This window comes from Pseudomonas sp. Tri1, from assembly GCF_017968885.1.
In the GTDB taxonomy this organism is placed as follows: Bacteria; Pseudomonadota; Gammaproteobacteria; order Pseudomonadales; family Pseudomonadaceae; genus Aquipseudomonas.
Map to the genome: position 1 here is coordinate 2,354,711 of NZ_CP072913.1, position 19,802 is coordinate 2,374,512.

General features: G+C 60.3%; 20 protein-coding genes and 3 pseudogenes. 15 read left to right on the plus strand and 8 right to left on the minus strand.

All coding sequences use genetic code 11. The features are described from left to right. Nucleotides 1-58 precede the first annotated feature (58 nt). Genes J9870_RS10480 through J9870_RS10490 form a run of 3 tightly spaced genes read right to left on the minus strand, consistent with a single transcriptional unit; the run spans nt 59 to nt 2,651 of the window. Nucleotides 59-1,240 (minus strand): acetyl-CoA C-acetyltransferase, encoded by a 1,182-nt coding sequence (locus J9870_RS10480; protein ID WP_210643824.1) that lies wholly within the window; start codon nt 1,238-1,240, stop codon nt 59-61. A gap of 11 nt (nt 1,241-1,251) precedes the next feature. Next, nucleotides 1,252-1,917: a CoA transferase subunit B gene (locus J9870_RS10485; protein WP_003180355.1), complete on the minus strand. Its 666-nt coding sequence runs from the start codon at nt 1,915-1,917 to the stop codon at nt 1,252-1,254. A gap of 35 nt (nt 1,918-1,952) precedes the next feature. Further along, nucleotides 1,953-2,651, minus strand: coding sequence for a CoA transferase subunit A (locus J9870_RS10490; protein WP_003200117.1), 699 nt, complete (start codon nt 2,649-2,651; stop codon nt 1,953-1,955). A gap of 142 nt (nt 2,652-2,793) precedes the next feature. Here J9870_RS10490 and J9870_RS10495 point away from each other — a divergent pair, with 142 nt between their 5' ends. Continuing rightward, nucleotides 2,794-3,684, plus strand: coding sequence for a LysR family transcriptional regulator (locus J9870_RS10495; protein ID WP_210643825.1), 891 nt, complete (start codon nt 2,794-2,796; stop codon nt 3,682-3,684). Between the two features lie 120 nt (nt 3,685-3,804). Here J9870_RS10495 and J9870_RS10500 read toward each other — a convergent pair whose 3' ends face one another. Continuing rightward, nucleotides 3,805-4,644 carry an NAD-dependent protein deacetylase gene (locus J9870_RS10500; RefSeq protein WP_210643826.1) on the minus strand — a complete coding sequence of 280 codons (840 nt, stop codon included), beginning with the start codon at nt 4,642-4,644 and terminating at the stop codon, nt 3,805-3,807. A 194-nt stretch (nt 4,645-4,838) separates the two neighbouring features. Here J9870_RS10500 and J9870_RS10505 point away from each other — a divergent pair, with 194 nt between their 5' ends. The 8 genes and pseudogenes from J9870_RS10505 (at nt 4,839) to J9870_RS10530 (ending at nt 8,938) form a co-directional block, all read left to right on the plus strand. Beyond that, nucleotides 4,839-5,348: a DUF892 family protein gene (locus tag J9870_RS10505; RefSeq protein WP_210643827.1), complete on the plus strand. Its 510-nt coding sequence runs from the start codon at nt 4,839-4,841 to the stop codon at nt 5,346-5,348. A 64-nt stretch (nt 5,349-5,412) separates the two neighbouring features. Then, nucleotides 5,413-5,685 (plus strand): hypothetical protein, encoded by a 273-nt coding sequence (locus tag J9870_RS10510; RefSeq protein ID WP_210643828.1) that lies wholly within the window; start codon nt 5,413-5,415, stop codon nt 5,683-5,685. A 30-nt stretch (nt 5,686-5,715) separates the two neighbouring features. After that, the gene (locus tag J9870_RS10515; RefSeq protein WP_210643829.1) at nt 5,716-5,964 is read left to right on the plus strand and encodes a metallothionein; all 249 of its coding nucleotides are present in this window, start codon (nt 5,716-5,718) and stop codon (nt 5,962-5,964) included. 453 nt (nt 5,965-6,417) lie between these two features. Then, nucleotides 6,418-6,482, plus strand: a pseudogene (locus J9870_RS29455) (hypothetical protein); the annotation flags it as partial. 7 nt (nt 6,483-6,489) lie between these two features. Further along, a pseudogene (locus J9870_RS29460) lies at nt 6,490-6,648 on the plus strand (general stress protein); the annotation flags it as partial. 26 nt (nt 6,649-6,674) lie between these two features. After that, nucleotides 6,675-6,795, plus strand: a pseudogene (locus J9870_RS29465) (glucose starvation-inducible protein B); the annotation flags it as partial. Between the two features lie 260 nt (nt 6,796-7,055). After that, nucleotides 7,056-7,937, plus strand: coding sequence for a manganese catalase family protein (locus tag J9870_RS10525; protein ID WP_210643830.1), 882 nt, complete (start codon nt 7,056-7,058; stop codon nt 7,935-7,937). A gap of 71 nt (nt 7,938-8,008) precedes the next feature. Then, nucleotides 8,009-8,938 (plus strand): ZIP family metal transporter, encoded by a 930-nt coding sequence (locus tag J9870_RS10530; RefSeq protein ID WP_210643831.1) that lies wholly within the window; start codon nt 8,009-8,011, stop codon nt 8,936-8,938. A gap of 27 nt (nt 8,939-8,965) precedes the next feature. Here the strand turns inward: J9870_RS10530 and J9870_RS10535 are convergent, their stop codons facing one another. After that, nucleotides 8,966-9,373 carry a YkvA family protein gene (locus tag J9870_RS10535; RefSeq protein WP_210645187.1) on the minus strand — a complete coding sequence of 136 codons (408 nt, stop codon included), beginning with the start codon at nt 9,371-9,373 and terminating at the stop codon, nt 8,966-8,968. 289 nt (nt 9,374-9,662) lie between these two features. On the opposite strand from J9870_RS10535, the gene J9870_RS10540 reads away from it, so the two are divergent. Next, on the plus strand, nt 9,663-10,682 hold the full coding sequence (locus J9870_RS10540) for a hypothetical protein (protein WP_210643832.1): 1,020 nt from the start codon (nt 9,663-9,665) through the stop codon (nt 10,680-10,682). Nucleotides 10,683-10,692: 10 nt separating this feature from the next. Here J9870_RS10540 and J9870_RS10545 read toward each other — a convergent pair whose 3' ends face one another. Continuing rightward, nucleotides 10,693-10,884: a hypothetical protein gene (locus J9870_RS10545; protein WP_210643833.1), complete on the minus strand. Its 192-nt coding sequence runs from the start codon at nt 10,882-10,884 to the stop codon at nt 10,693-10,695. Nucleotides 10,885-11,094: 210 nt separating this feature from the next. Here J9870_RS10545 and glsB point away from each other — a divergent pair, with 210 nt between their 5' ends. Then, complete coding sequence (gene glsB / locus J9870_RS10550; RefSeq protein WP_210643834.1) at nt 11,095-12,003, plus strand: glutaminase B; 909 nt, start codon at nt 11,095-11,097, stop codon at nt 12,001-12,003. A 58-nt stretch (nt 12,004-12,061) separates the two neighbouring features. Here the strand turns inward: glsB and J9870_RS10555 are convergent, their stop codons facing one another. Together J9870_RS10555 and J9870_RS10560 are read right to left on the minus strand one after the other, a co-directional pair. Further along, nucleotides 12,062-12,391 carry a hypothetical protein gene (locus J9870_RS10555; protein ID WP_210643835.1) on the minus strand — a complete coding sequence of 110 codons (330 nt, stop codon included), beginning with the start codon at nt 12,389-12,391 and terminating at the stop codon, nt 12,062-12,064. Between the two features lie 633 nt (nt 12,392-13,024). After that, the gene (locus tag J9870_RS10560; protein ID WP_210643836.1) at nt 13,025-14,971 is read right to left on the minus strand and encodes a DNA topoisomerase III; all 1,947 of its coding nucleotides are present in this window, start codon (nt 14,969-14,971) and stop codon (nt 13,025-13,027) included. Between the two features lie 243 nt (nt 14,972-15,214). Between J9870_RS10560 and J9870_RS10565 the strand changes: the two genes are divergently transcribed. The 4 genes from J9870_RS10565 (at nt 15,215) to J9870_RS10580 (ending at nt 19,777) form a co-directional block, all read left to right on the plus strand. Next, nucleotides 15,215-15,622, plus strand: coding sequence for a response regulator (locus J9870_RS10565; RefSeq protein WP_210643837.1), 408 nt, complete (start codon nt 15,215-15,217; stop codon nt 15,620-15,622). A gap of 104 nt (nt 15,623-15,726) precedes the next feature. Continuing rightward, nucleotides 15,727-16,248, plus strand: a complete 522-nt coding sequence (locus J9870_RS10570; protein WP_210643838.1) for a sigma-70 family RNA polymerase sigma factor — start codon at nt 15,727-15,729, stop codon at nt 16,246-16,248. Continuing rightward, nucleotides 16,245-17,204: a FecR domain-containing protein gene (locus tag J9870_RS10575; RefSeq protein WP_210643839.1), complete on the plus strand. Its 960-nt coding sequence runs from the start codon at nt 16,245-16,247 to the stop codon at nt 17,202-17,204. Before J9870_RS10570 ends, J9870_RS10575 begins: the two co-directional genes overlap by 4 nt. Nucleotides 17,205-17,299: 95 nt before the next feature. Beyond that, nucleotides 17,300-19,777, plus strand: coding sequence for a TonB-dependent receptor (locus J9870_RS10580; protein ID WP_210643840.1), 2,478 nt, complete (start codon nt 17,300-17,302; stop codon nt 19,775-19,777). Nucleotides 19,778-19,802 lie beyond the last annotated feature (25 nt).

Below are 19,802 nucleotides of genomic sequence, written 5' to 3' on the forward strand. Positions count from 1 at the left end.
GCCAGTGGCTGCGCGGATATTCGTGGGTCCGCACAAGCACTGTTGAACCCTTTGCCGGTTAAGCTCGTTCCAGCGCCAAGGCCACGCCCTGACCGCCGCCGATGCACAGCGTTGCGAGGCCTTTCTTGGCGTCGCGCTTGATCATTTCATGCAGCAGCGACACCAATACCCGGCAACCTGAAGCACCGATGGGGTGACCCAGGGCGATGGCGCCGCCATTGACGTTGACCTTGTCCATGTCCCATTTCAACTCCCTCGCCACGGCCAGTGACTGGGCGGCGAAGGCTTCGTTGGCTTCGATCAGGTCCAGTTGCTCCAGCGACCAACCGGCCTTGTCCAGGCAGCGGCGGGTGGCCGAGACCGGGCCAATGCCCATGATGGCCGGGTCGACGCCAGCGTTGGCGTAGGCACTGATTTTCGCCAGTACCGGCAAGCCCAGCGCCTTGGCTTTCTCCGCGCTCATCAGCACGACCGCCGCAGCGCCGTCATTGAGCGACGAAGCATTGCCGGCGGTGACGCTGCCGTCCTTCTTGAAGGCGGGCTTGAGCTTGCCCAGGGATTCGGCGGTGGTGCCGGCCCGCGGCTGTTCATCGGTGGCGAATGCCACGGGATCACCCTTGCGCTGCGGAATCAGGATCGGCGTGATCTCATCGGCAAACCGACCGCCTTCGATGGCGGCCACGGCTTTCTGCTGGGACGCGGCGGCAAAGGCGTCCTGCTCTTCGCGGCTGATGCCGTACTTGTCCACCAGGTTCTCGGCAGTGATGCCCATGTGGTAGTCGTTGAAGGCATCCCACAGGCCATCGGTGATCATGCTGTCGATCATCTTCGCATGGCCCATGCGCAGGCCGGTGCGGGCGGCCGGCAATACGTACGGGGCCAGGCTCATGTTCTCCATGCCGCCGGCGATGATGACCTCGGCATCGCCACAGCGAATCGCCTGGGCGCCCAGGTGCAAGGCCTTGAGCCCCGAACCACAGACCTTGTTCAGGGTCAGTGCCGGCACCGCGTGGGGCAGGCCGGCGAGGATCGACGCCTGACGGGCCGGGTTTTGCCCGGAGCCCGCGGTCAGCACCTGGCCGAGGATCACTTCATCGACCTGCTCGCCGGACAGGCCGGTCTGTTCCAGCAGGCGACGAATCACCGCTGCACCGAGTTCCGGTGCGGGAATGGAGGCCAGCGAACCCTGGAAACTGCCAATGGCAGTACGGGTGGCGGCGACAATCACGACTTCTTGCATCGAATCTCTCCTCACTGGGCAGCGAACTGCATTTCAGGCACATGGTCCGGCACGATAAGTTTGCCGGCGGTCTTGGCGACGATTTCCTCGACGCTGACGCCCGGGGCCCGTTCTTTCAGGATGAAGGCGCCGTCCTGGATTTCCAGATAGGCCAGGTCGGTCAGTACCCGCTTGATGCAGCCGGCGCCGGTCAGCGGCAGGCTGCAACGCGGCAGCAGCTTCGACTCGCCGTCCTTGGATGCGTGGGTCATGGTGACGATGATGTTTTCGGCACCGGCCACCAGGTCCATTGCACCGCCCATGCCCTTGACCAGCTTGCCAGGGATCATCCATGAAGCAATGTTGCCTTCGACGTCCACCTCGAACGCGCCGAGCACGGTCAGGTCGATGTGCCCGCCACGGATCATGGCAAACGATTCGGCCGAGGAGAAGATCGAGGCTCCGATGCGCGCGGTGACGGTCTGCTTGCCGGCGTTGATCATGTCGGCATCGACCTCGGCTTCGGTGGGGAACGCGCCCATGCCGAGCAGGCCGTTTTCCGACTGCAGCATGACTTCCATGCCTTCGGGGATGTAGTTGGCGACCAGGGTCGGAATGCCGATGCCCAGGTTCACGTAGTAGCCGTCCTGCATTTCGCGGGCGACGCGTTGAGCCATTTGTTCGCGGGAAAGTGCCATGTTGTTATTCCTTCATTCGGGCCGGAGGCAGGGGATCACTTACGCACGGTGCGCTGTTCGATGCGCTTCTCGAACGTGCCGCAAATGACCCGGTCGACGTAGATGCCAGGGGTGTGGATCTGTGTCGGGTCCAGCTCGCCGGGTTCGACGATTTCTTCGACTTCCACCACGGTGATCTTGCCGGCCGTGGCGGCCAGCGGGTTGAAGTTCTGGGCGGTGTGGCGATAGATCACGTTGCCGAAATGGTCGGCTTTCCAGCCTTTGACGATGGCGAAATCGCCGGTGATGGATTCTTCCATCAGGTACTGGCGGCCATGGAATTCACGCACTTCCTTGCCTTCGGCCACTGGCGTGCCGACGCCGGTGGCGGTGAAGAAGGCCGGGATGCCGGCGCCACCGGCGCGCATTTTTTCGGCGAGGGTGCCTTGGGGGGTGAGTACGACTTCGATTTCGCCACTTAGCAGTTGCTTCTCGAAGAGGGCGTTTTCGCCCACGTAGGAGGCCACCACCTTGCGGATCTGCCGGTCTTCGAGCAGCACGCCGAGGCCGAAACCGTCGACGCCGCAGTTGTTGGAGACCACGGTGAGATCGCGAATACCCTTGCGCTTGATCTCGGCGATCAGGTTTTCCGGAATGCCGCAGAGGCCGAAACCACCGGCGATGACGGTCATGCCGTCCTTCAAGCCTTCCAGCGCTTCTTCATAAGAACTCACGCGTTTGTCGAAACCTGCCATAGACACCTCTTTTATTCTTGATGGGGTCGCAATGAGATGCAGTGTTGCGCCAACTCATATATTTGTTAAGTTGATTTTTAGATTGGATTGATTGATAAAACTCAATAGTTATCCCTTCGACGCAACCGGACACAGAACGCCCATGACCCTTAAGCAAGTACGCGCCTTCCTCGCCGTGGCCCAGAGCCTGAGCTTCGCCGTGGCTTGCGAGCGATTGCACCTGTCCCAGTCGGCCCTGAGCCTGACCATCAAGGCTTTGGAAGAAGGCCTGGGTGGACGCTTGTTCAGTCGCAATACCCGCAACGTTGCGCTGACACCTGAAGGTGAGTCCTTGTTGCCACTGGCCCGGCGGTTGGTTGCCGACTGGGACAACGCCGAGGATGAAATGCGCCAGCGCTTCACTTTGCAGCGCGGGCGTGTGACGTTGGCGGCGATGCCGTCATTTGCCGGCAACCTGCTGCCGCCGATCCTCAAGACCTTCCGCGCCCGCTATCCGAATGTCAACGTCACGGTCAACGACGTGATCAACGAACAGGTGCTGGAAATGGTGCGTGACCGACATGTCGAATTGGGTGTGGCATTCGAGCCGATGCAGGGTTCGTCCCTGACCTTCACCCCTTTGTATCTGGATCGCTTTGTTGCGGTGGTGCCGCTGGATTCACCGCTGGCCCAGTTGCGTGACATCCACTGGCAGACCTTGCTGGAACAGCCGTTTATTACCTTGCAACGGCCATCCACCGTGCGTGTGATGCTTGAAGAGCATTTGCAGGCCCGGGGCATGAAGCTGCCCGTGGAGTTCGAGAGCCATCAGCTGGCGACCGTCGGACGGATGGTCGCCAGCGGCTTGGGGGTGAGTGCAGTGCCAGCCCTGTGTGTGGGGCAGATGCATGAATTGGGCGCCCGTTGCATCACCCTGAGCGATCCGGTGATCGAACGGGCCATCGGTGTACTGACCAAGCCGGGGCATGAACTGTCGGCGGCGGCGCAGGCGTTGTTCGATACGCTCAAGGAGCAGGACTTGGCCGCGCGTTAACCACCAATCCCCCTGCGGAAGCGGGCTTGCTCGCGATAGCGTCGGATCAGCAGCGTTGATATTGACTGACACACCGCCATCGCGAGCAAGCTCGCTCCCACAGGGAGGTGAGTGGTGTGACTAGAACGGGCGCTGTGTCAGCAATGGCAACAGCTGTTCACAAGGCGCTTCGAGCTTCAAATCCAGTAACTCATCAGCCCGGGTCTTGCCCCGGTTGATCGCCAGCAGCGGCTTGCCCTGGTCCTTGATCGCCCGGCACAAGCGAAACGCCGACCAGGCCATCAGCGACGAGCCCACCACCAGCAGGCCGTCCGCTTCCTCGACGACCCGGGTGGCGCGCGCGGCGGTGGCGGCGGCGACGTTTTCGCCGAAAAAAACCACGTCGGGCTTCAGCCGCTCATTGTTGCAATGAGGGCATCGAGGCACCTGGAAGCGCGCCTCGAACGCCGGGTCCAACAGGGTGTCGCCGTCGGGCGCCTGCACTGCATCGACTCCGGCCAGGTAGGGATTCTGCGCTTCCATCAATAACTGGATCTGCTGCCGTTCGCTGCGCTGCTCACAATCCAGGCAGAGCACGCGGTGCAGGCTGCCATGGAGTTCGATCACGTCCTGGCTGCCGGCCTGGTCGTGCAATGTGTCGACGTTCTGGGTGATCAGGCCGCTGATGCGCTGTTCGGCCTGCAGCGTCGCCAAGGCCTCGTGGGCTGCATTCGGCCGCGCCTGTCGCACCCGTGGCCAGCCCAGCATGGCCCGCGCCCAATAGCGTCGCCGCGCCTCGGGTTTGGCGAGGAACTCCTGGTACATCATGGGTTGTCGACCGCGGCGCACACCGTCGCTGTCGCGGTAGTCGGGGATGCCCGATGGCGTGCTGATGCCGGCACCGGTGAGGACCAGGAAATGGCGCCCGGCCATGTATTCCACCAACTGATCGATCGGTTCACGGTGAAGATCGTCGGGCATGTGGGTGTCTCCGCTGGCCTGGAACCGTTGAGATTAGCACTGCGGTTGTGCAGGGAAAACGCGCTAACGCCTTTCGTCGCCCTGCGCGGTGGTTTCTTCAAACTTTCCCCGCTCCGGCGACATCCACTTCTATGTGCGGTACTTCATAACCGTCGCGCTGCGATGCAGTGGCGACCACGGCTAAGGAGAAGGGAATGGCAACGCCAAAAGAGAACCTGCTGGACTGGCTCAACGATGCCCATGCCATGGAGCAGCAAGCGGAAAAAATGCTCAAGGCCCAGGCTGAACGTCTGGAGCATTATCCAGCGCTCAAGGCGCGGATCGAGGAGCACTTGCAGGAAACCCTCGGCCAGCAAAAGTTGGTGGAACAATGCATACAGCGTCTGGGTGGGAGTACCTCGACGCTCAAAGACCTGGCCGCCAAGCTCATGGCCTTCGGCCAGGCGGTCGGCGGCATGACGATGAGCGATGAAGTGGTCAAGGGCGCCATGAGTGGCTATGTGTTCGAGAATCTGGAAATCGCCTCCTACACCGTGCTGATCGAGGCAGCGAAAGTAGCCGGCGATGTGGAGACACAACGAGCCTGCGAACAGATCCTGCCGCAGGAAATCGCCATGGCCGAGTGGTTGCGCGAGCACCTGCCGCAGATCACCCAAGCGTTCCTCGAACGTTCGGCCAGTCCGCATACCGAGGCTAAGCGCTGAGTGTGAAAGAGCGTTCGCACGCTTGTTTGCGGACGCTTGTGGCGCTGCCGAAAAAAGGAGAAGTATGAAGCGAACCACCGGTGAAGTACGAGCCATCAATCGACAGAGTTCGATGGTGGGCGTGTATGTGGACCAAGAGGATGGGCATACCGTGCTTGAGCTGAGTTCGGCCAATGACATCGATATTGGCGACGTCATCGCGTGGGACAGCGGCACCGCCTTGGGCACCCAGTCCTATCGCAACTTGACCAAGGGCTGGACCGCTGACGTGTATGTAGCGAACCACGGCGTGGCGGCGGCAAATCTGGAGGTTCAGTTGCTGGCGGGGTCTTCTTGAACGCACCGTCGATCCATTCAGGAGAAGGACATGAGCGAATTGAAGTGTGGCTGTCCCGAGTGTCATTGTGATGTAGATCCACAGCAGGTCTTCAATCACGACGGCGAGGCTTACTGCAGCCAGGCGTGTGCCGAGCAGCACCCCAACGGTGAGCCCTGTCCGGCACCAGGCTGCCATTGCGAGCGCAGTGGCAAAGTTGGTGAGCGCGATATCACCAACAGTCAACTGGATGATGCACTGGAGGAAACCTTTCCGGCGAGTGATCCGATTTCTCCTTGAGCATTGCGGCATTTTCTCTATCCGGGTCTCGGCGACAGGGCATCCGGACACCGCAAGCCGGTCAGTGTGGTGGTGCAGGACAACACCGGCAGCCCGCGCGTTTTGGCTTCCTGGGACGGCGCGGGGCCAGGGTGACGAGACCGGTGCAATAGGGTGCTGGCGGCGCCCGGCCTTTGGCGGACAGCGTGGAAAGACACGCACTGTTTTATTCGATTGCTTGCGCGCGCGTTATCGCAAGCGAAGCGGGACCGATAAATACGGAGTTTAAAATAATTTATTGCGTGCCAGTTACTGGATAGGCCGTGGTAATGGACGCGTGTTATTTAAAGTGTCTGAAAAAGTTTGACCGTTCGTCGCGCTTTGGCGGTTTTCGTTAAAACCTTATCCGCTGCAGCTTCTCCCAATAAGACGAACCAGCGAGGTTCGTTAATTTTAACTAACGAGGTGAATGAAATGGCTAACACAGGAAATAACAATCCTGGCAATTTCGCTAACGATCGTGAGAAGGCATCGGAAGCCGGAAAAAAAGGCGGCCAAGCGTCGGGTGGTAACTTCGCCAATAATCCAGAACGTGCATCCGAGGCCGGCCGTAAGGGTGGGCAAGCATCGGGCGGTAATTTCGCCAATGACCCCGGGCGTGCCGCAGAGGCTGGCCGCAAAGGCGGGCAAGCTTCGGGGGGCAATTTTGCCAAGGATCCGGAGCGCGCCTCCGAAGCCGGTCGCAAAGGGGGGCAAGCGTCCGGTGGCAACGTTGCCAACGACCGTGAGCAAGCTTCTGAGGCCACTCGCAAAGGCAGTGGAAACAGTCAGGGTGGCGGACGTAATTCATAATGTCCGGCTCGGCAGGCCCTGTGCCATTCGCATGGGGCCTGCCCCGACCTGATATAAATTACTTAATGCGCCACTCTTGTTTTTACGCTCAATAGTTTGCTTAGTTGTTAAATCGCACAGTGGTCAGTGTTTGATGAGGATTGCCGTGCCGCTCGTCTGTTGTATAGAAGATAGATTTTAATCCTTTAGCTTTTTCAGAAGTTATGGGCCTGCCGTCGGCAGTGTCCCCATTGGCTTGTGTCCTGATCGAGAGGTTTAATATGTTCCTGCATAACAAAAGATTGCAGTACACCGTACGTGTTGCTGAACCTAATCCTGGACTCGCCAACCTGCTGCTTGAGCAGTTTGGTGGTGCCCAGGGTGAATTGGCGGCGGCATCGCGTTACTTCACACAGGCGCTGTCCGAGGACGATCCAGGTCGCAAGGACTTGCTGATGGACATTGCCACCGAAGAGCTCAGTCATCTGGAGGTGATCGGTTCGATCATCGTGATGCTGAACAAGGGCGCCAAGGGCAAGATGGCCGAAGGCGTGGAGAAAGAGGGGCAGTTGTACCGGGACATCAACGGTGCCGGTAATGACTCGCACATCACCAGCCTCTTGTATGGCGCCGGCTCGCCGCTGACCAACTCCGCCGGTGTGCCCTGGACTGCCGCTTATGTCGACACCATCGGCGAACCAACGGCGGACATGCGCTCAAACATTGCTGCTGAGGCTCGGGCGAAAATCATCTATGAACGGTTGATGAACCTTACCGATGATCCCGGGGTAAAAGAAGCGCTGGGCTTTTTGATGACACGTGAAATCGCGCACCAGTTGTCGTTCGAAAAAGCCTTGCACTCGATCCAGCCCAATTTCCCTCAAGGCAAATTGCCGGGCATGCCGGAATTCAGTCATGTGTATTTCAACATGTCCCAGGGCGAACCTAGCGTGCGCGGTCCGTGGAACCAGGGTGACGACTGGGAGTTCGTGGAAAACCCAACGCCAGCGGTGGATGGTGGCGATGGACTGGCCAGCGTTCAGTTGAGTAAAAAAGACGAAGCGCTGTTGATGGACATGAAGGCGCGGACGATGTCTAACCCCGAAAGCGACCCCACCACAGGCGCCGACTTGGGTTCAGGGATGCAAGGTGACAAACTGTAGGAAACCGGCGAGGGGGCTCGGCTCCCTCGCCTGAGGATTCTGTTCGATCGTTCAACCAGTAAGGACTCTCAATGGACCAGCCCACCTCCCGGATCCGATCGCCCTGGCGTACCTGGCTGGATCCTGTGCAAAACAATCTAGTGCTAGGGGTGAGCTTCTGGCTGGGGTTGGCGGTGATTGCCGCGTTGTTGCTCTACAGCGGCTACAACGCTCTGGTGGGCGCTGACCGGCAAAACCTGGGTTATGCGGTGCTGGGCGGCACGTCCGGCTTCGCCGCCACCGCGCTGGGTGCCGTGATGGCAGTGGTGTTGCGGGACATCTCGTCCCGTACCCAGGACATCATGCTGGGGTTCGCCGCGGGCATGATGCTCGCTGCCAGTTCCTTCTCACTGATTTTGCCGGGGATCGAAGCGGCACAGGTCATTTGTGGCAATCAGTTGCTTGCTGCGTTTGTCGTCGTGGTGGGACTGGGTCTGGGTGTCGCCTTGATGATCGGCCTCGACCGTTTCGTCCCCCACGAACACGAGTTGAGTGGCCGGCGCGGTCCGCAAGTCGAACGCATCAATCGTGTCTGGTTGTTCGTACTCGCCATCACCTTGCATAACTTGCCAGAGGGTATGGCCATCGGCGTCAGTTTTGCCGACGGCGATTTCAAGGTCGGCCTGCCCCTGACCACCGCCATTGCCATTCAGGACATTCCCGAAGGCCTCGCCATTGCCATGGCGCTGCGGGTCACCGGCATCAGCACCTTGCGTGCCGCGCTGATTGCCGTGGGTTCTGGGCTGATGGAACCGCTGGGGTCGGTGATCGGCCTGGGCATGTCTTCGGGTGTGGCCGTGGCCTATCCCATCAGCCTGGGCCTGGCAGCCGGGGCGATGATCTTCGTGGTGTCCCACGAAGTGATTCCCGAAACCCACCGCAACGGCCATGAAACACCGGCTACCTTGGGGTTGATGATGGGGTTTGCGGTGATGATGTTTCTCGACACGGCGTTGGGGTGAGGGCCCGCTGAAACCGAGCGCGTGGTTTCAGCCGGTTTTGCCGGTACCGTCGTAAAACATGAACCAGGCTCCTGCCAGTGTCGCCAGCCAGGCCAGCACAATCAATGCCGCCGCTATCTTGTTCACCGGGCGCTGGCCATCGTTCTCCTGCCATTGCCGGGCCTTGGCTTCACATTCTGCCAGCACTGCAGACGGCATCAGGCGAATAGCCAACCAAATCCCCGCGGGCAGCAAAATCACATCATCCAGATAGCCCAGCACCGGAATGAAATCCGGGATCAGGTCAATGGGGCTCAGGGCATACGCCACCACGATAATGGCGATCCCTTTGGGTAACCAGGGCGTCTGCGGATGGCGATAGCAGAACCACAGCGTCATGGTCTGGCGTTTCAGGGTCCTGGCCCATTGGCGAAGACGTTCGAGGAGTGCGGTCATCAAAACCTGCAAGGGGTTGGGATAGGCAAGGGTAACCGCAAACTGCGAAGACAATGTACCTCGCATGTGGCGATGGGATTCTTCAGAAACGTCGCACGGAAAACCGCAAGCCATTCTGGCGCGGTGCAGGCCGAGCACGCGTTGTTCGTAAGGTATCTGAGCGACGCAGATCCTTGTGGGGGGCGAGCTTGCTCGCTCCCACATGAGTTTTGTGTGTTTGCTCTAAGCCCCTGTTTCTCGCGGCCTATACTCAACCTCGTGGGTGACTTGAACCCGGGGTGGCGCGATCGTGCTGCGTTCGCTGATGTTGGCCGTTTTGCTCGTTCTGGCGGGGTGCGCCACGTCACAGCGCGGTCAACAGGCCGCCACGGTGGTGATTTCCCAGGACACTTGGCGGCAGGTTGACCAGCAGATCATCGCGGCGTCGAAAAGCGCCCTCGAACAGGCCGGACTCTATGCCCGCGGGTCGATGGAGCATTGGCGGGCGCTGGTGTACGAACGCACCGAGGCCCAATTCATTCCCTGGTTCAGCAGCTACTGGACCCAGGAGTGGTTGGCGATGAAGGTCAGCTGGTATTCCGCCAGTGCCAAGGGCGATGAGGACTCCTCGGCCAAGCGCCTGGCGGTTTACCTGCAAGAACAGTATCGCGAGCAGGTGTTGGAGCCGGTGGCGGTGGAGATCGATCCCGAGGCGATCAGGGCCAGTGCGACGAGTTATTACCTGCGGCTGCTCAGTCAGCAGGTCGAGGTGATCGCCCAGCGCCATCAAATCCCGACCGAGTTGATGAACCGGCGCTTGTACGGCATTCCTGCCATCACCCTGGGGCCGCCGGCGGCGCGCAACGCTTCGTTGTATGAGATGGTCCATACCGAACCGCTGAATGCACTGCCGGCCTATGCCGCGCTGATTGACCACGTCAATAAGGCCGCCGCCACCGGTTCGGGCCCATCGGACGCGGTGATCGCCACGGTGGCACAACGCACCAGTGAAAAAATCGAAGCGCAGTTCGCCACGCGAGGCGCGGCTGGTGCGGCCGCAGCCGTGGCCGGGAAGGCAGTGGGGGCGATGATTTCGGTGGGCGTGGCGGGTATTCGCGCCATGATCCACGAAGGTGAGCGGCCGGAAATGGAAGCGCAGATCCGCAAAAGCCTGAGCGCCGCGTTCGACGAGGCCTGGTTCAAGTCGCTCAAGCATCCCCTCAGCGGGGTGATGGCACCGGTGTACTACCTGGATGAGGAAATCGAAGGCAACCTGGTGGAGGCGGACCTGGCTAATCGGGCGGTGATGCTGCCGGACCTCAAGCCGTGACGGAGCGGACTCATTCTCCGAGTGTGACGCGGCAACCCTTGCGATGGCGAATCTGTTCATCCGTGGGACGTTCTTTTACGAATTCGAAGCGCGGCTCACCTTCGCTGTAAATCACCAGCCAGCCCCATTCCAACTCATTTTCATCCTGCCCGGGCTTGGGCGGCGAGGCCCACCAGGGTTCTTTTTGCATGATCTGGCGCATTGTGTACCTCCTGCCGATTGATCCTTTGAACTATAGACCGCTCGATTTTGTGAGATGCGCCTGTGAAACCTTTTGAGGTTCATAGGGCAAACACATCTTGTGGCGAGGGGATTTGTGCAGTTTGATGCAGCAGTGTGCTCTGAGGCCGTCCATCAGCGTCTAGCGTCTGTATCCCCGCACTCGAACGGGGAATGACTGGACCCCGCGCATATGCAAGCACTGTTGAACGAGATCCTCGATGCGGTTCGCCCCCTGATCGGTCAGGGCAAGGTAGCCGACTACATTCCGGCCCTGGGCACCGTGGCGCCCAATCAGCTGGGCATTGCCGTGTATGGCAATGACGGCGAGATGTATTGTGCCGGTGACGCCGACACGGCGTTTTCGGTGCAGAGTATTTCCAAGGTGTTCAGCCTGGTGCAGGCCATCGGGCATTCCGGCGAAGCGATCTGGGAACGCTTGGGGCACGAGCCGTCCGGCCAGCCTTTCAACTCCCTGGTACAGCTGGAATTCGAACGCGGTCGGCCACGCAACCCGTTCATCAACGCCGGCGCCTTGGTTATCTGCGATATCAACCAGTCGCGTTTCGCCGCTCCAGCCTTGTCGATGCGCGATTTCGTACGGCGCTTGTCGGGCAACCCGCAAGTGATGGTGGACGGCAAGGTCGCCGAGTCGGAATACCAGCACCGCGCCCGCAACGCCGCGATGGCCTACTTGATGCAGTCTTTTGGCAACTTCCATAACGACGTGGAAGCGGTGCTGCGCAGCTATTTCAGCCATTGCGCCCTGCGCATGAGCTGCATCGACCTGGCCCGGGCGTTCTGCTTCCTGGCTAACGACGGGTTCTGCAAGCACAGCGGCGAACAGATCCTCACTGCCCGACAGACCCAGCAGGTCAACTCCATCATGGCCACCAGCGGGCTGTATGACGAGGCCGGCAATTTCGCTTATCGCGTCGGCTTGCCTGGCAAGAGCGGTGTGGGCGGTGGGATTGTCGCCGTGGTGCCGGGGCGGTTCACGGTGTGCGTCTGGTCGCCTGAACTCAACGTCGCCGGCAACTCCCTGGCCGGCATGGCAGCGCTGGAATTGATGAGCCAGCGGATCGGCTGGTCGGTTTTCTAGATACAACAAAAAGGGCCCGTTCCTGGTTGAGGAACGGGCCCTTTTTATTTAAGTGCAATCAGCAGAATCGGTCGATGACCTGCACTTGCGAAGTGTTTTGCATCGACTGCCAGGCCTGGGTCAGCGTTTGCAGCACGCGACCGATGAAGTCTTTGTCGGCGGCGGCCTTCTTGCCAACGTAGCCCTGGCCACGGCGGTACATCTTCAGCCGGGCACACAGCTCTTGCGTGTTCTTTTCGAACTCGTCTTCACCGGCAAAAGGTGACAGGCAGTCCATATGCACCTGGCCATTCTTGCTGATCCACAGGATATGGCTGTCGAGAGTGTCTTTGTGTGCTGCGAATATGCGAGCCAGTTCATCAATAGATGGTTGATTATTCAGATTCATGTGTAAGCCCCTTGACCATTTGGTTGATCTGTCTGGTGGTTCGCAAAAACTTCGCTTCTCGGTAAGTGCCACCTGGTACCGAAACCAGGCCGTCAGCGTTCGTCCGTCGAACTTCGACGGGGTCGTGCCTCGGTTGTGTAGTGTTATCGAAGGGCTGCTACGCAAATGCGCTACAACGAAGAGAAACAGCGAAGAATCTTCAGCCAGTGTCAACTTTCGAGGGTCGACCACGTGCGTCATGAGGATCTTCGCCGACGTTTCTCGTCCTTGTTACCGGACGGTCATGCCAGGTCAGCACCTTCAATCTGCCTTGTGGGCAGTCCCTTATCCAAAAAACAGCTCGGCGGTCAGACGAGCTTGCTCAAACAGTTGCCTGTACTCCCGATCGGGGAGACGTCTGCATCATGCAAGGGCAAATCGGAGGCGTCAACGGTTTTGTAGTGATTATTTTTGGTCACTACATATTGTCGGACAAAACGGTTTGGGTATGAGGATTTCCAGTCAGACCTCATCAATGTGGGAGCGAGCTTGCTCGCGATAGCGGTAGATCAGCCAACAGATAATTGACTGACATGCCGCTATCGCGAGCAAGCTCGCTCCCACAGGAGGAATCAGGGTGGGCCTGATTTTTGTTCAGGTCGCCTTGGCTTTGCTCGCCTTGCGCGGTGCGCCGCCAGCCTTGCGCTTGGCCGGCTTGCGCTTGTTCTTCCACGGTGTGGCGCCGCGCCCGGCGGGGCTGGCCGGGCCGTTGATGGTCAGGCTCATGCCCTGGCAGCGAGCGATGTGTTTGCTCATCCACGCGGCTTGTCGGGTGACGAATTCTTCCAGGCTCATCTCACCGCTTTGCACCATGTCCAGCGCCTGCTCCCAGATTGCGGTGGTGCCGGGATCGGCGATGGCCCGGGGCACGGCATCGATCAGGCTGAAGGCTGCCGGGGTCGCAGACAGGGCCTTGCCGTTTTTCACCAGGTAACCGCGGTCGAGCAGCCCCTGGATGATCGAGGCCCGGGTCGCCTCGGTGCCGATGCCGGTGGTGTCCTTGAGTTTTTGCTTGAGCAGCGGATCCTCCACCAGTTTGGCGACGTTCTTCATCGCCTTGATCAGGTCGCCCTCGGTGAACGGCTTGGGCGGCTGGGTCCACAGGTCCTTGAGTTTCACCTCGTCCACGGCGCAATCGCGCCCCTCGGCCAGCGCCGGGAGGGTTTGCGGCACCGGTGCTTCTCGGCCCCGAGCGGGGGCCAGCGCTTCGGGCAGGGCGCGTTTCCAGCCGGGTTCGACGATCTGCTTGCCTACCGCGCGCAACGCCTGTCCGGCACAGTCGAAGTCGGCCTGGGTCCGGTCGTATTCGTGGTTGGGCAGGAATTGCGCCAGGTAGCGCGCGCGAATGAGCGTATAGACGGCTCGTTGCTTGCTGGCGAGCTTGTCGAGGTTCTTTGCGGCGGCGGTGGGGATGATGCCGTGGTGGGCGCTGACCTTGGCGTCGTTCCAGGCCCGGGATTTACGTTGTGGCTGCAGGTGTTCGCGCAGCGGCGCCAGGCCCGGGTCGGCCTGGGCGAGGGCGGCGAGGATGGCCGGGGCTTCGCTGTGTTGGCTCAAGGGCAGGAAGCCGCAATCGCTGCGAGGGTAGGTGATGAGCTTGTAGGTCTCGTAGAGCGACTGGGCAATGTCCAGGGTTTCCTGGGCACCGAGGCCGAGCTTCTTCGAACAGACTTCCTGCAATGTGCCCAGGTCGAAAGGTAATGGCGCCGCTTCGCGCAGGCGCTCGGTGCGCACTTTCATCACCCGGGCGGTGGCGGCATTGCCCATGGCTTGGGCGGCCTCCTGGGCGAGGGCCTGGTTCAAGCAACGTTCCTGGTCGTCGCAAGCATCCGGATCGGCGCGCCACTGAGCGAGAAAGGCGGTGCCTTCATGGCTGAGCTGCACGTCGATGGCCCAATAGGCGACCGGCACGAAGTCGGCGATGCTACGGTCGCGATCCACCACCAGCCGCAGCGTCGGGGTCTGCACGCGGCCCACCGGCAGCACGCCCTGGTAGCCGGACTGGCGCCCCAGCAGGGTAAACAGGCGACTCATGTTCATGCCGATCAACCAGTCGGCCCGGGAACGGCCCAAGGCTGAATGATACAGGTTGAAGGTTTCGGCCCCCGGCTTGAGGGTGGCGAGGGCCTTGCGGATTGACGCTTCGTCCAGGGCCGACAGCCATAGCCGCCGGATCGGCCCGCGATAGCGGCAATGTTCCACCAGCTCCCGGGCGATCATTTCGCCTTCACGGTCGGCGTCGGTGGCGATTACCAGCTCTTTCGCTTCCCCCAGCAAGCGCTTGACCGCTTTGTATTGGCTGGCGGTTTTCGGCTTGACGGTCATTTTCCATTGCGCAGGAACGATGGGCAGGTCGGCCAACACCCAGCGCTTGTAGCGCGCATCGTAGGCGTCCGGTGGAGCGGTTTCCAACAGATGACCTATGCACCAGGTGACCGTGACGTTCGCGCCCAGCCAGCAACCATCGCCACGACGCGTGGCGCCGAGCACGGCGGCGATGTCCTTGGCCTGGGACGGCTTTTCACACAGGTACAGCTGCATAGCACCCTATTCCTAAGCAGATTGCGTGGGGCTGTAGCATGGTCATGGATGCGTGCCGGGGCAAGTTTTATCTGTATGGATATACAGATAAAAGCGTTGCTCTGCGTTGCAATGGAGTGTCTGGCGCAACGTTCGGCGGTGTATTTGCACGCAGAATGAATTTTCTCGCCAGGGTATCGCTCATAACTTGCAGAGCGGCTGATACCGCAAAGAACGTTTATGGGGTCAAGGAGAGTCACTTACATGAATTCGATGCCAAAGGGCAACGGACAGGCGACCGCACGTTTGATTCTCGTTGTTGAAGATGATCAGACCATTCTGGAATTCCTGTGCGAGATCCTGCAGGACGAAGGGTTTGTCGTAGAGCCTCGGGAGAGCGCCGACGAGGCACTGAAGTTTCTCGAGAATAACGCTCGCGATGTAGATCTGCTGCTCACCGATATCACCATGCCAGGGATGCTGAACGGTGCGGACCTGGCCAACGTCACCGGAGATCGTTGGCCGCAGATACCGTTGTTGATCATGTCCGGTTTCGAGACGCCGGAAAGCGCGGGGATCAAGCACCACGCTTCGTTCATCGCCAAGCCCTGGGCGCTGGGGCAGATGTTGGATCTGGTGGAAAGCACGGTGAAAAATCACTCTGTGCACTGAGCAATGATGGGGTGGCTGGCCAGTTCCGCGCATGTTTGGGTTGCAAGCGGCGATGCGCTCCATGACAATGCGATTCATTATCAGTCGCGAATTATTCCATTGCCATGCCCGCCAATGATCTGTCCTTACGCAGTGCTGTCGACGTTCTGTACAGTGATCATCACAGTTGGCTCCAGGGCTGGCTGCGCAAGCGCTTGGGCAACACCTTCGATGCCGCGGACCTGACCCAGGATACTTTCGTGCGCGTCATCAAGGCTCGCTCCGCATTGGATATTCGTGAGCCGCGACCGTATCTGTCGATGATCGCCAAGGGGCTGTTGATCGACCTGTTTCGCCGCCGTTCGCTGGAACAATCCTACCTGGAAGCCTTGGCCGCCATGCCGCAAGAGCAGCACCCGTCGCTGGAAGAGCAGGCCATCCTGCTTCAGGCCCTGATGGAGATCGATCGCTTGCTCCTGGGGCTGGGGCCGCGAGTCAGGCAGGCGTTCATCCTGTCGCAGTTCGATGGCCTGACCTACCCGCAAATTGCCGAGCGCCTGGGCGTCAGCGTACGTACGGTCAATAACCACATGGCCAAGGCCATGGAGCATTGCTGCCTGATGCAGATCCAATTGCAACTTTCATGAACCTGCCAGCCGAAGAGTTGCAAGCCATCCGTGTGGCGGCGCAGTGGTACGCCAGGCTTCATTCCGGCATCACGACCGACGCGGATCGGGCCGGGTGGAATGCCTGGCTGACTGCAAGCCCGTTGCATAGCCAGGCTTGGCAAAGAATGATGGCGGTGGCCGAACAGATGGCGAGTGTGCCGGGCGCCCTGGCGGCACCGACCTTGAGCGAACGCCACAATCGATCTCGTCGCCAGGTATTGCGCAGCGCGTTATTGCTGACGTCCGCCAGCGGCCTGGGTTGGTTGGGCTGGCGCAGCCAGACTACACAGAACCTGCTTTGCGATTACCGCACCGCAGTGGGCGAGCGCCGCGAGTTTCAGCTGGTGGACGGCAGCACCGTGCTGCTCAATACCGACACCTCGGTCAACGTTCGTTTCGATGGGCGCCAGCGGCTACTGGAGCTGTTGTGGGGGGAGATCATCGTCACCACGGCGGTCGATCCCTTGCAGCGGCCTTTCAAGGTCATCACCGGTCATGTCGAGGTACTTGCACTGGGCACGCGTTTTATCGTTCGTGGCCAGGCGCAGGGCGGCGAGGTGGCGGTGCTTGAAAAAGCGGTCGAGGTCAGTTTGCCGGCGATTGGCTCAAGGATGCGGGTCGAAGCCGGCCAGCGCCTGGATTTCAATGATCGGTCGCTGGGTACGCTGCGCGGCAACGATGTGTCGGTCGGTGCCTGGCAGAAGGGCAGTATCATCGCCATTGACCGTCCTCTGGCGGCGCTGCTGGATGAACTCTCGCGTTACCGCAACGGCGTGCTGCGTTGTGATCCGGCCATTGCCGACTTGAAGGTTTCCGGCGTGTTTCCCGTCGACAACACGGATCTCGCCCTGGCGGCGCTGGAGAGTGGTTTTTCGTTGCGCGTGACCCGCTACAGCCGATTCTGGGTCCGGGTATCGAGCAGCGATCAGCGCTGAGACACACATAAAGAATTCTTGCCCTGCACTTTTTATCCCCATCGTTCGGCTCTTCCTCAGTGAGTTTTTATCGACCGTTTTGGGGGAGGGGAAGCATGTCTTGGGTGAGCGTGCCAGGTCATCTGGTGTCTGCAGTGAAAATCGGCTTGTTGGTCGTCACGACCGCCAGCGTCGGGGTCGTGAATGCCAGCCCGGTTCCAGGGGCCTCGGCGCAGCAGCGTTCGGTGCAGGCTTACGATATCGGGGCCGGTAGCCTGGTGGATGTCCTGACCCGGTTCTCCAGCACCGCCGGTGTCGCCATTTCGTTTGATGCCCGGCAACTCCAGGGTCTGCAATCGCCCGGCCTGAGAGGTTCGTTCGGTGTAGGTGATGGGTTTGCCCGCATTCTTGGCGGTAGCGTCCTGCAAGCCGAGCTCCAGGCCAACGGCGCCTACGTGCTTCGCCCCGTGCCCGCCAACGGTTCGGTCATGGAGCTTGGGGTGACCACTATCGACGCGCCGATGCTCGGAGCGACCACCGAGAACAGTGGCTCCTATACGACGGGTGCGGTCACCATCGGCAAGGGCGAGCATTCCCTGCGCGAAACGCCGCAATCGGTGACGGTGATCACCCGCAAAATGCTCGATGACCAGAACCTGAATACCATCGATCAAGTGATGGAAAAGACGCCCGGCATTACCGTCTACGACTCGACTATGGGCGGCAAATATTTCTATTCCCGTGGGTTCCGGATGTCCGGCCAGTATCAATACGACGGTGTTCCGCTGGACATGGGCAACAGCTATGTCCAGGCCGACAGTTTCAGCAGCGACATGGCCTATTACGACCGGGTCGAAGTCCTGCGCGGTGCCGCCGGGATGATGAAGGGGTCGGGCGGTACCTCTGGCGGCGTCAATTTCGTCCGCAAGCGCGGCCAGGCCACGGCCCAGACCGAACTCAGCCTGTCGGGCGGCACTTGGGACAACTACCGTGGGCAGGTCGATACCGGTGGCCCGCTGAATGACTCCGGCACACTGCGGGGCAGGGCGGTGATTGCCGAGCAGAGCCGGCATTATTTCTACGACGATGCCCGGCGCAAGGACCAGATCTATTACGGTGCCCTGGACTTCGACCTGACGCCCGACACCACCCTCGGCCTGGGCCTGGCCTATGAGGATGTCGATGCGAGTCCTTGCTGGGGCGGGCTGCCGCGCTACAAGGATGGCAGCGACCTGAAACTCAGTCGTTCCACTTGCCTGGATCCGTCGTGGAATACCTGGCGCAGCCAGCGGACCACAGTGTTCAGCGATCTCAAGCACCAGCTCAATGACGACTGGGCCGTGAAGGTGGCCGGTGTCTATACGAAAAACACCCAGGACATCAAATATGCGTTTTCATCGGGCTCGGTGACGCCGGGCACCTCGACCACCAACGTGCTGGGCAGCATGTACGACTATGACCAGGTCGATTACGGCCTCGACGCCTACCTGGATGGCAAGTTCGAAGGCTTTGGGCAGCAGCATGAATTGACCGTCGGCTTCAACGCCAGTCGTTCGGACAAGGATGATTTTTTCTCGGTCGCCTTCCTGCCGCAGAAGCAGAACGTATTCGATCCGGATCGACATATTCCAGAACCCGACGACAGTTACTTCATCGAGAATTCAACGCGCGGAGGCCCGGTGAAAACCGTCACCCGGCAACAAGGCCTGTATTCGACCCTGCGCCTGAAACTGGCGGACCCCTTGACCTTTGTCGTGGGCAGCCGGGTGAGCTGGTACAACTCCAAGACCGACTCGGTGTTCCTCACCGGCGGTTCGGAACACGCCAAGAGCACGGAGACCGGTCAGGTCACCCCGTTTGCCGCCGTGTTGCTGGACCTCAACGAACACCTGACGGCCTACGCCAGCTACTCGGACATTTTCACGCCCCAAGGCAACTACCGCTCCGAAAGCGGGTCGGCACTCAAGCCTCTGGTGGGTGAGAGCTATGAGCTGGGGATCAAGGGCGAGTGGTTCGAGGGACGCCTGAACAGCGCCTTCAACCTGTTCCGCACGCTGCAGAAAGACCAGGCCCAGACCGACTACACCTCAAGCTGTGCGTCCTCGGACGGTTACTGCTATGAGAACGCCGGCAAGGTGCGCGCCCAGGGCTTCGAAGCCGAGATCAGCGGTGAAGTCATCGAGCGCCTGCAGTTGCTTGCCGGCTACACCTACACCCAGACCAAGACCCTGGATGACATTGACACCAGCCTCAACGGCGGCTCGTTCAACAGCTACGTGCCGCGTCATGTGTTGCGCCTGTGGGGCGATTACGCCTTGGGTGGGGCGTTCGAACGGTTCAGCGTCGGCGCCGGGGTCAATGCCCAAAGCGACAATTTCCGGGTGTCGCCGACTAGCGGCGAAAAGATCACCCAGGCCGGTTATGCCGTGTGGAACGCTCGCGTCGGCTACCGCATCGATGACACCTGGTCGTTGGCCCTCAATGGCAACAACCTGTTCGACAAGCGCTACTACACCACCATCGGCACCGAGAGTTTCGGTAACTATTACGGTGAGCCGCGCAACTTAACCATGAGCATGAAGGCGCGCTTCTGATCCGCTGGCGAGGGAGCAAGCGCCC

Coding starts and splice junctions, on each gene's coding strand:
- J9870_RS10480 (WP_210643824.1), bottom strand. CDS start 1,240: ATGCAAGAAGTCGTGATTGTCGCCGCCACCCGTACTGCCATTGGCAGT.
- J9870_RS10485 (WP_003180355.1), bottom strand. CDS start 1,917: ATGGCACTTTCCCGCGAACAAATGGCTCAACGCGTCGCCCGCGAAATG.
- J9870_RS10490 (WP_003200117.1), bottom strand. CDS start 2,651: ATGGCAGGTTTCGACAAACGCGTGAGTTCTTATGAAGAAGCGCTGGAA.
- J9870_RS10495 (WP_210643825.1), top strand. CDS start 2,794: ATGACCCTTAAGCAAGTACGCGCCTTCCTCGCCGTGGCCCAGAGCCTG.
- J9870_RS10500 (WP_210643826.1), bottom strand. CDS start 4,644: ATGCCCGACGATCTTCACCGTGAACCGATCGATCAGTTGGTGGAATAC.
- J9870_RS10505 (WP_210643827.1), top strand. CDS start 4,839: ATGGCAACGCCAAAAGAGAACCTGCTGGACTGGCTCAACGATGCCCAT.
- J9870_RS10510 (WP_210643828.1), top strand. CDS start 5,413: ATGAAGCGAACCACCGGTGAAGTACGAGCCATCAATCGACAGAGTTCG.
- J9870_RS10515 (WP_210643829.1), top strand. CDS start 5,716: ATGAGCGAATTGAAGTGTGGCTGTCCCGAGTGTCATTGTGATGTAGAT.
- J9870_RS10525 (WP_210643830.1), top strand. CDS start 7,056: ATGTTCCTGCATAACAAAAGATTGCAGTACACCGTACGTGTTGCTGAA.
- J9870_RS10530 (WP_210643831.1), top strand. CDS start 8,009: ATGGACCAGCCCACCTCCCGGATCCGATCGCCCTGGCGTACCTGGCTG.
- J9870_RS10535 (WP_210645187.1), bottom strand. CDS start 9,373: ATGACCGCACTCCTCGAACGTCTTCGCCAATGGGCCAGGACCCTGAAA.
- J9870_RS10545 (WP_210643833.1), bottom strand. CDS start 10,884: ATGCGCCAGATCATGCAAAAAGAACCCTGGTGGGCCTCGCCGCCCAAG.
- glsB (WP_210643834.1), top strand. CDS start 11,095: ATGCAAGCACTGTTGAACGAGATCCTCGATGCGGTTCGCCCCCTGATC.
- J9870_RS10555 (WP_210643835.1), bottom strand. CDS start 12,391: ATGAATCTGAATAATCAACCATCTATTGATGAACTGGCTCGCATATTC.
- J9870_RS10560 (WP_210643836.1), bottom strand. CDS start 14,971: ATGCAGCTGTACCTGTGTGAAAAGCCGTCCCAGGCCAAGGACATCGCC.
- J9870_RS10565 (WP_210643837.1), top strand. CDS start 15,215: ATGAATTCGATGCCAAAGGGCAACGGACAGGCGACCGCACGTTTGATT.
- J9870_RS10570 (WP_210643838.1), top strand. CDS start 15,727: ATGCCCGCCAATGATCTGTCCTTACGCAGTGCTGTCGACGTTCTGTAC.
- J9870_RS10575 (WP_210643839.1), top strand. CDS start 16,245: ATGAACCTGCCAGCCGAAGAGTTGCAAGCCATCCGTGTGGCGGCGCAG.
- J9870_RS10580 (WP_210643840.1), top strand. CDS start 17,300: ATGTCTTGGGTGAGCGTGCCAGGTCATCTGGTGTCTGCAGTGAAAATC.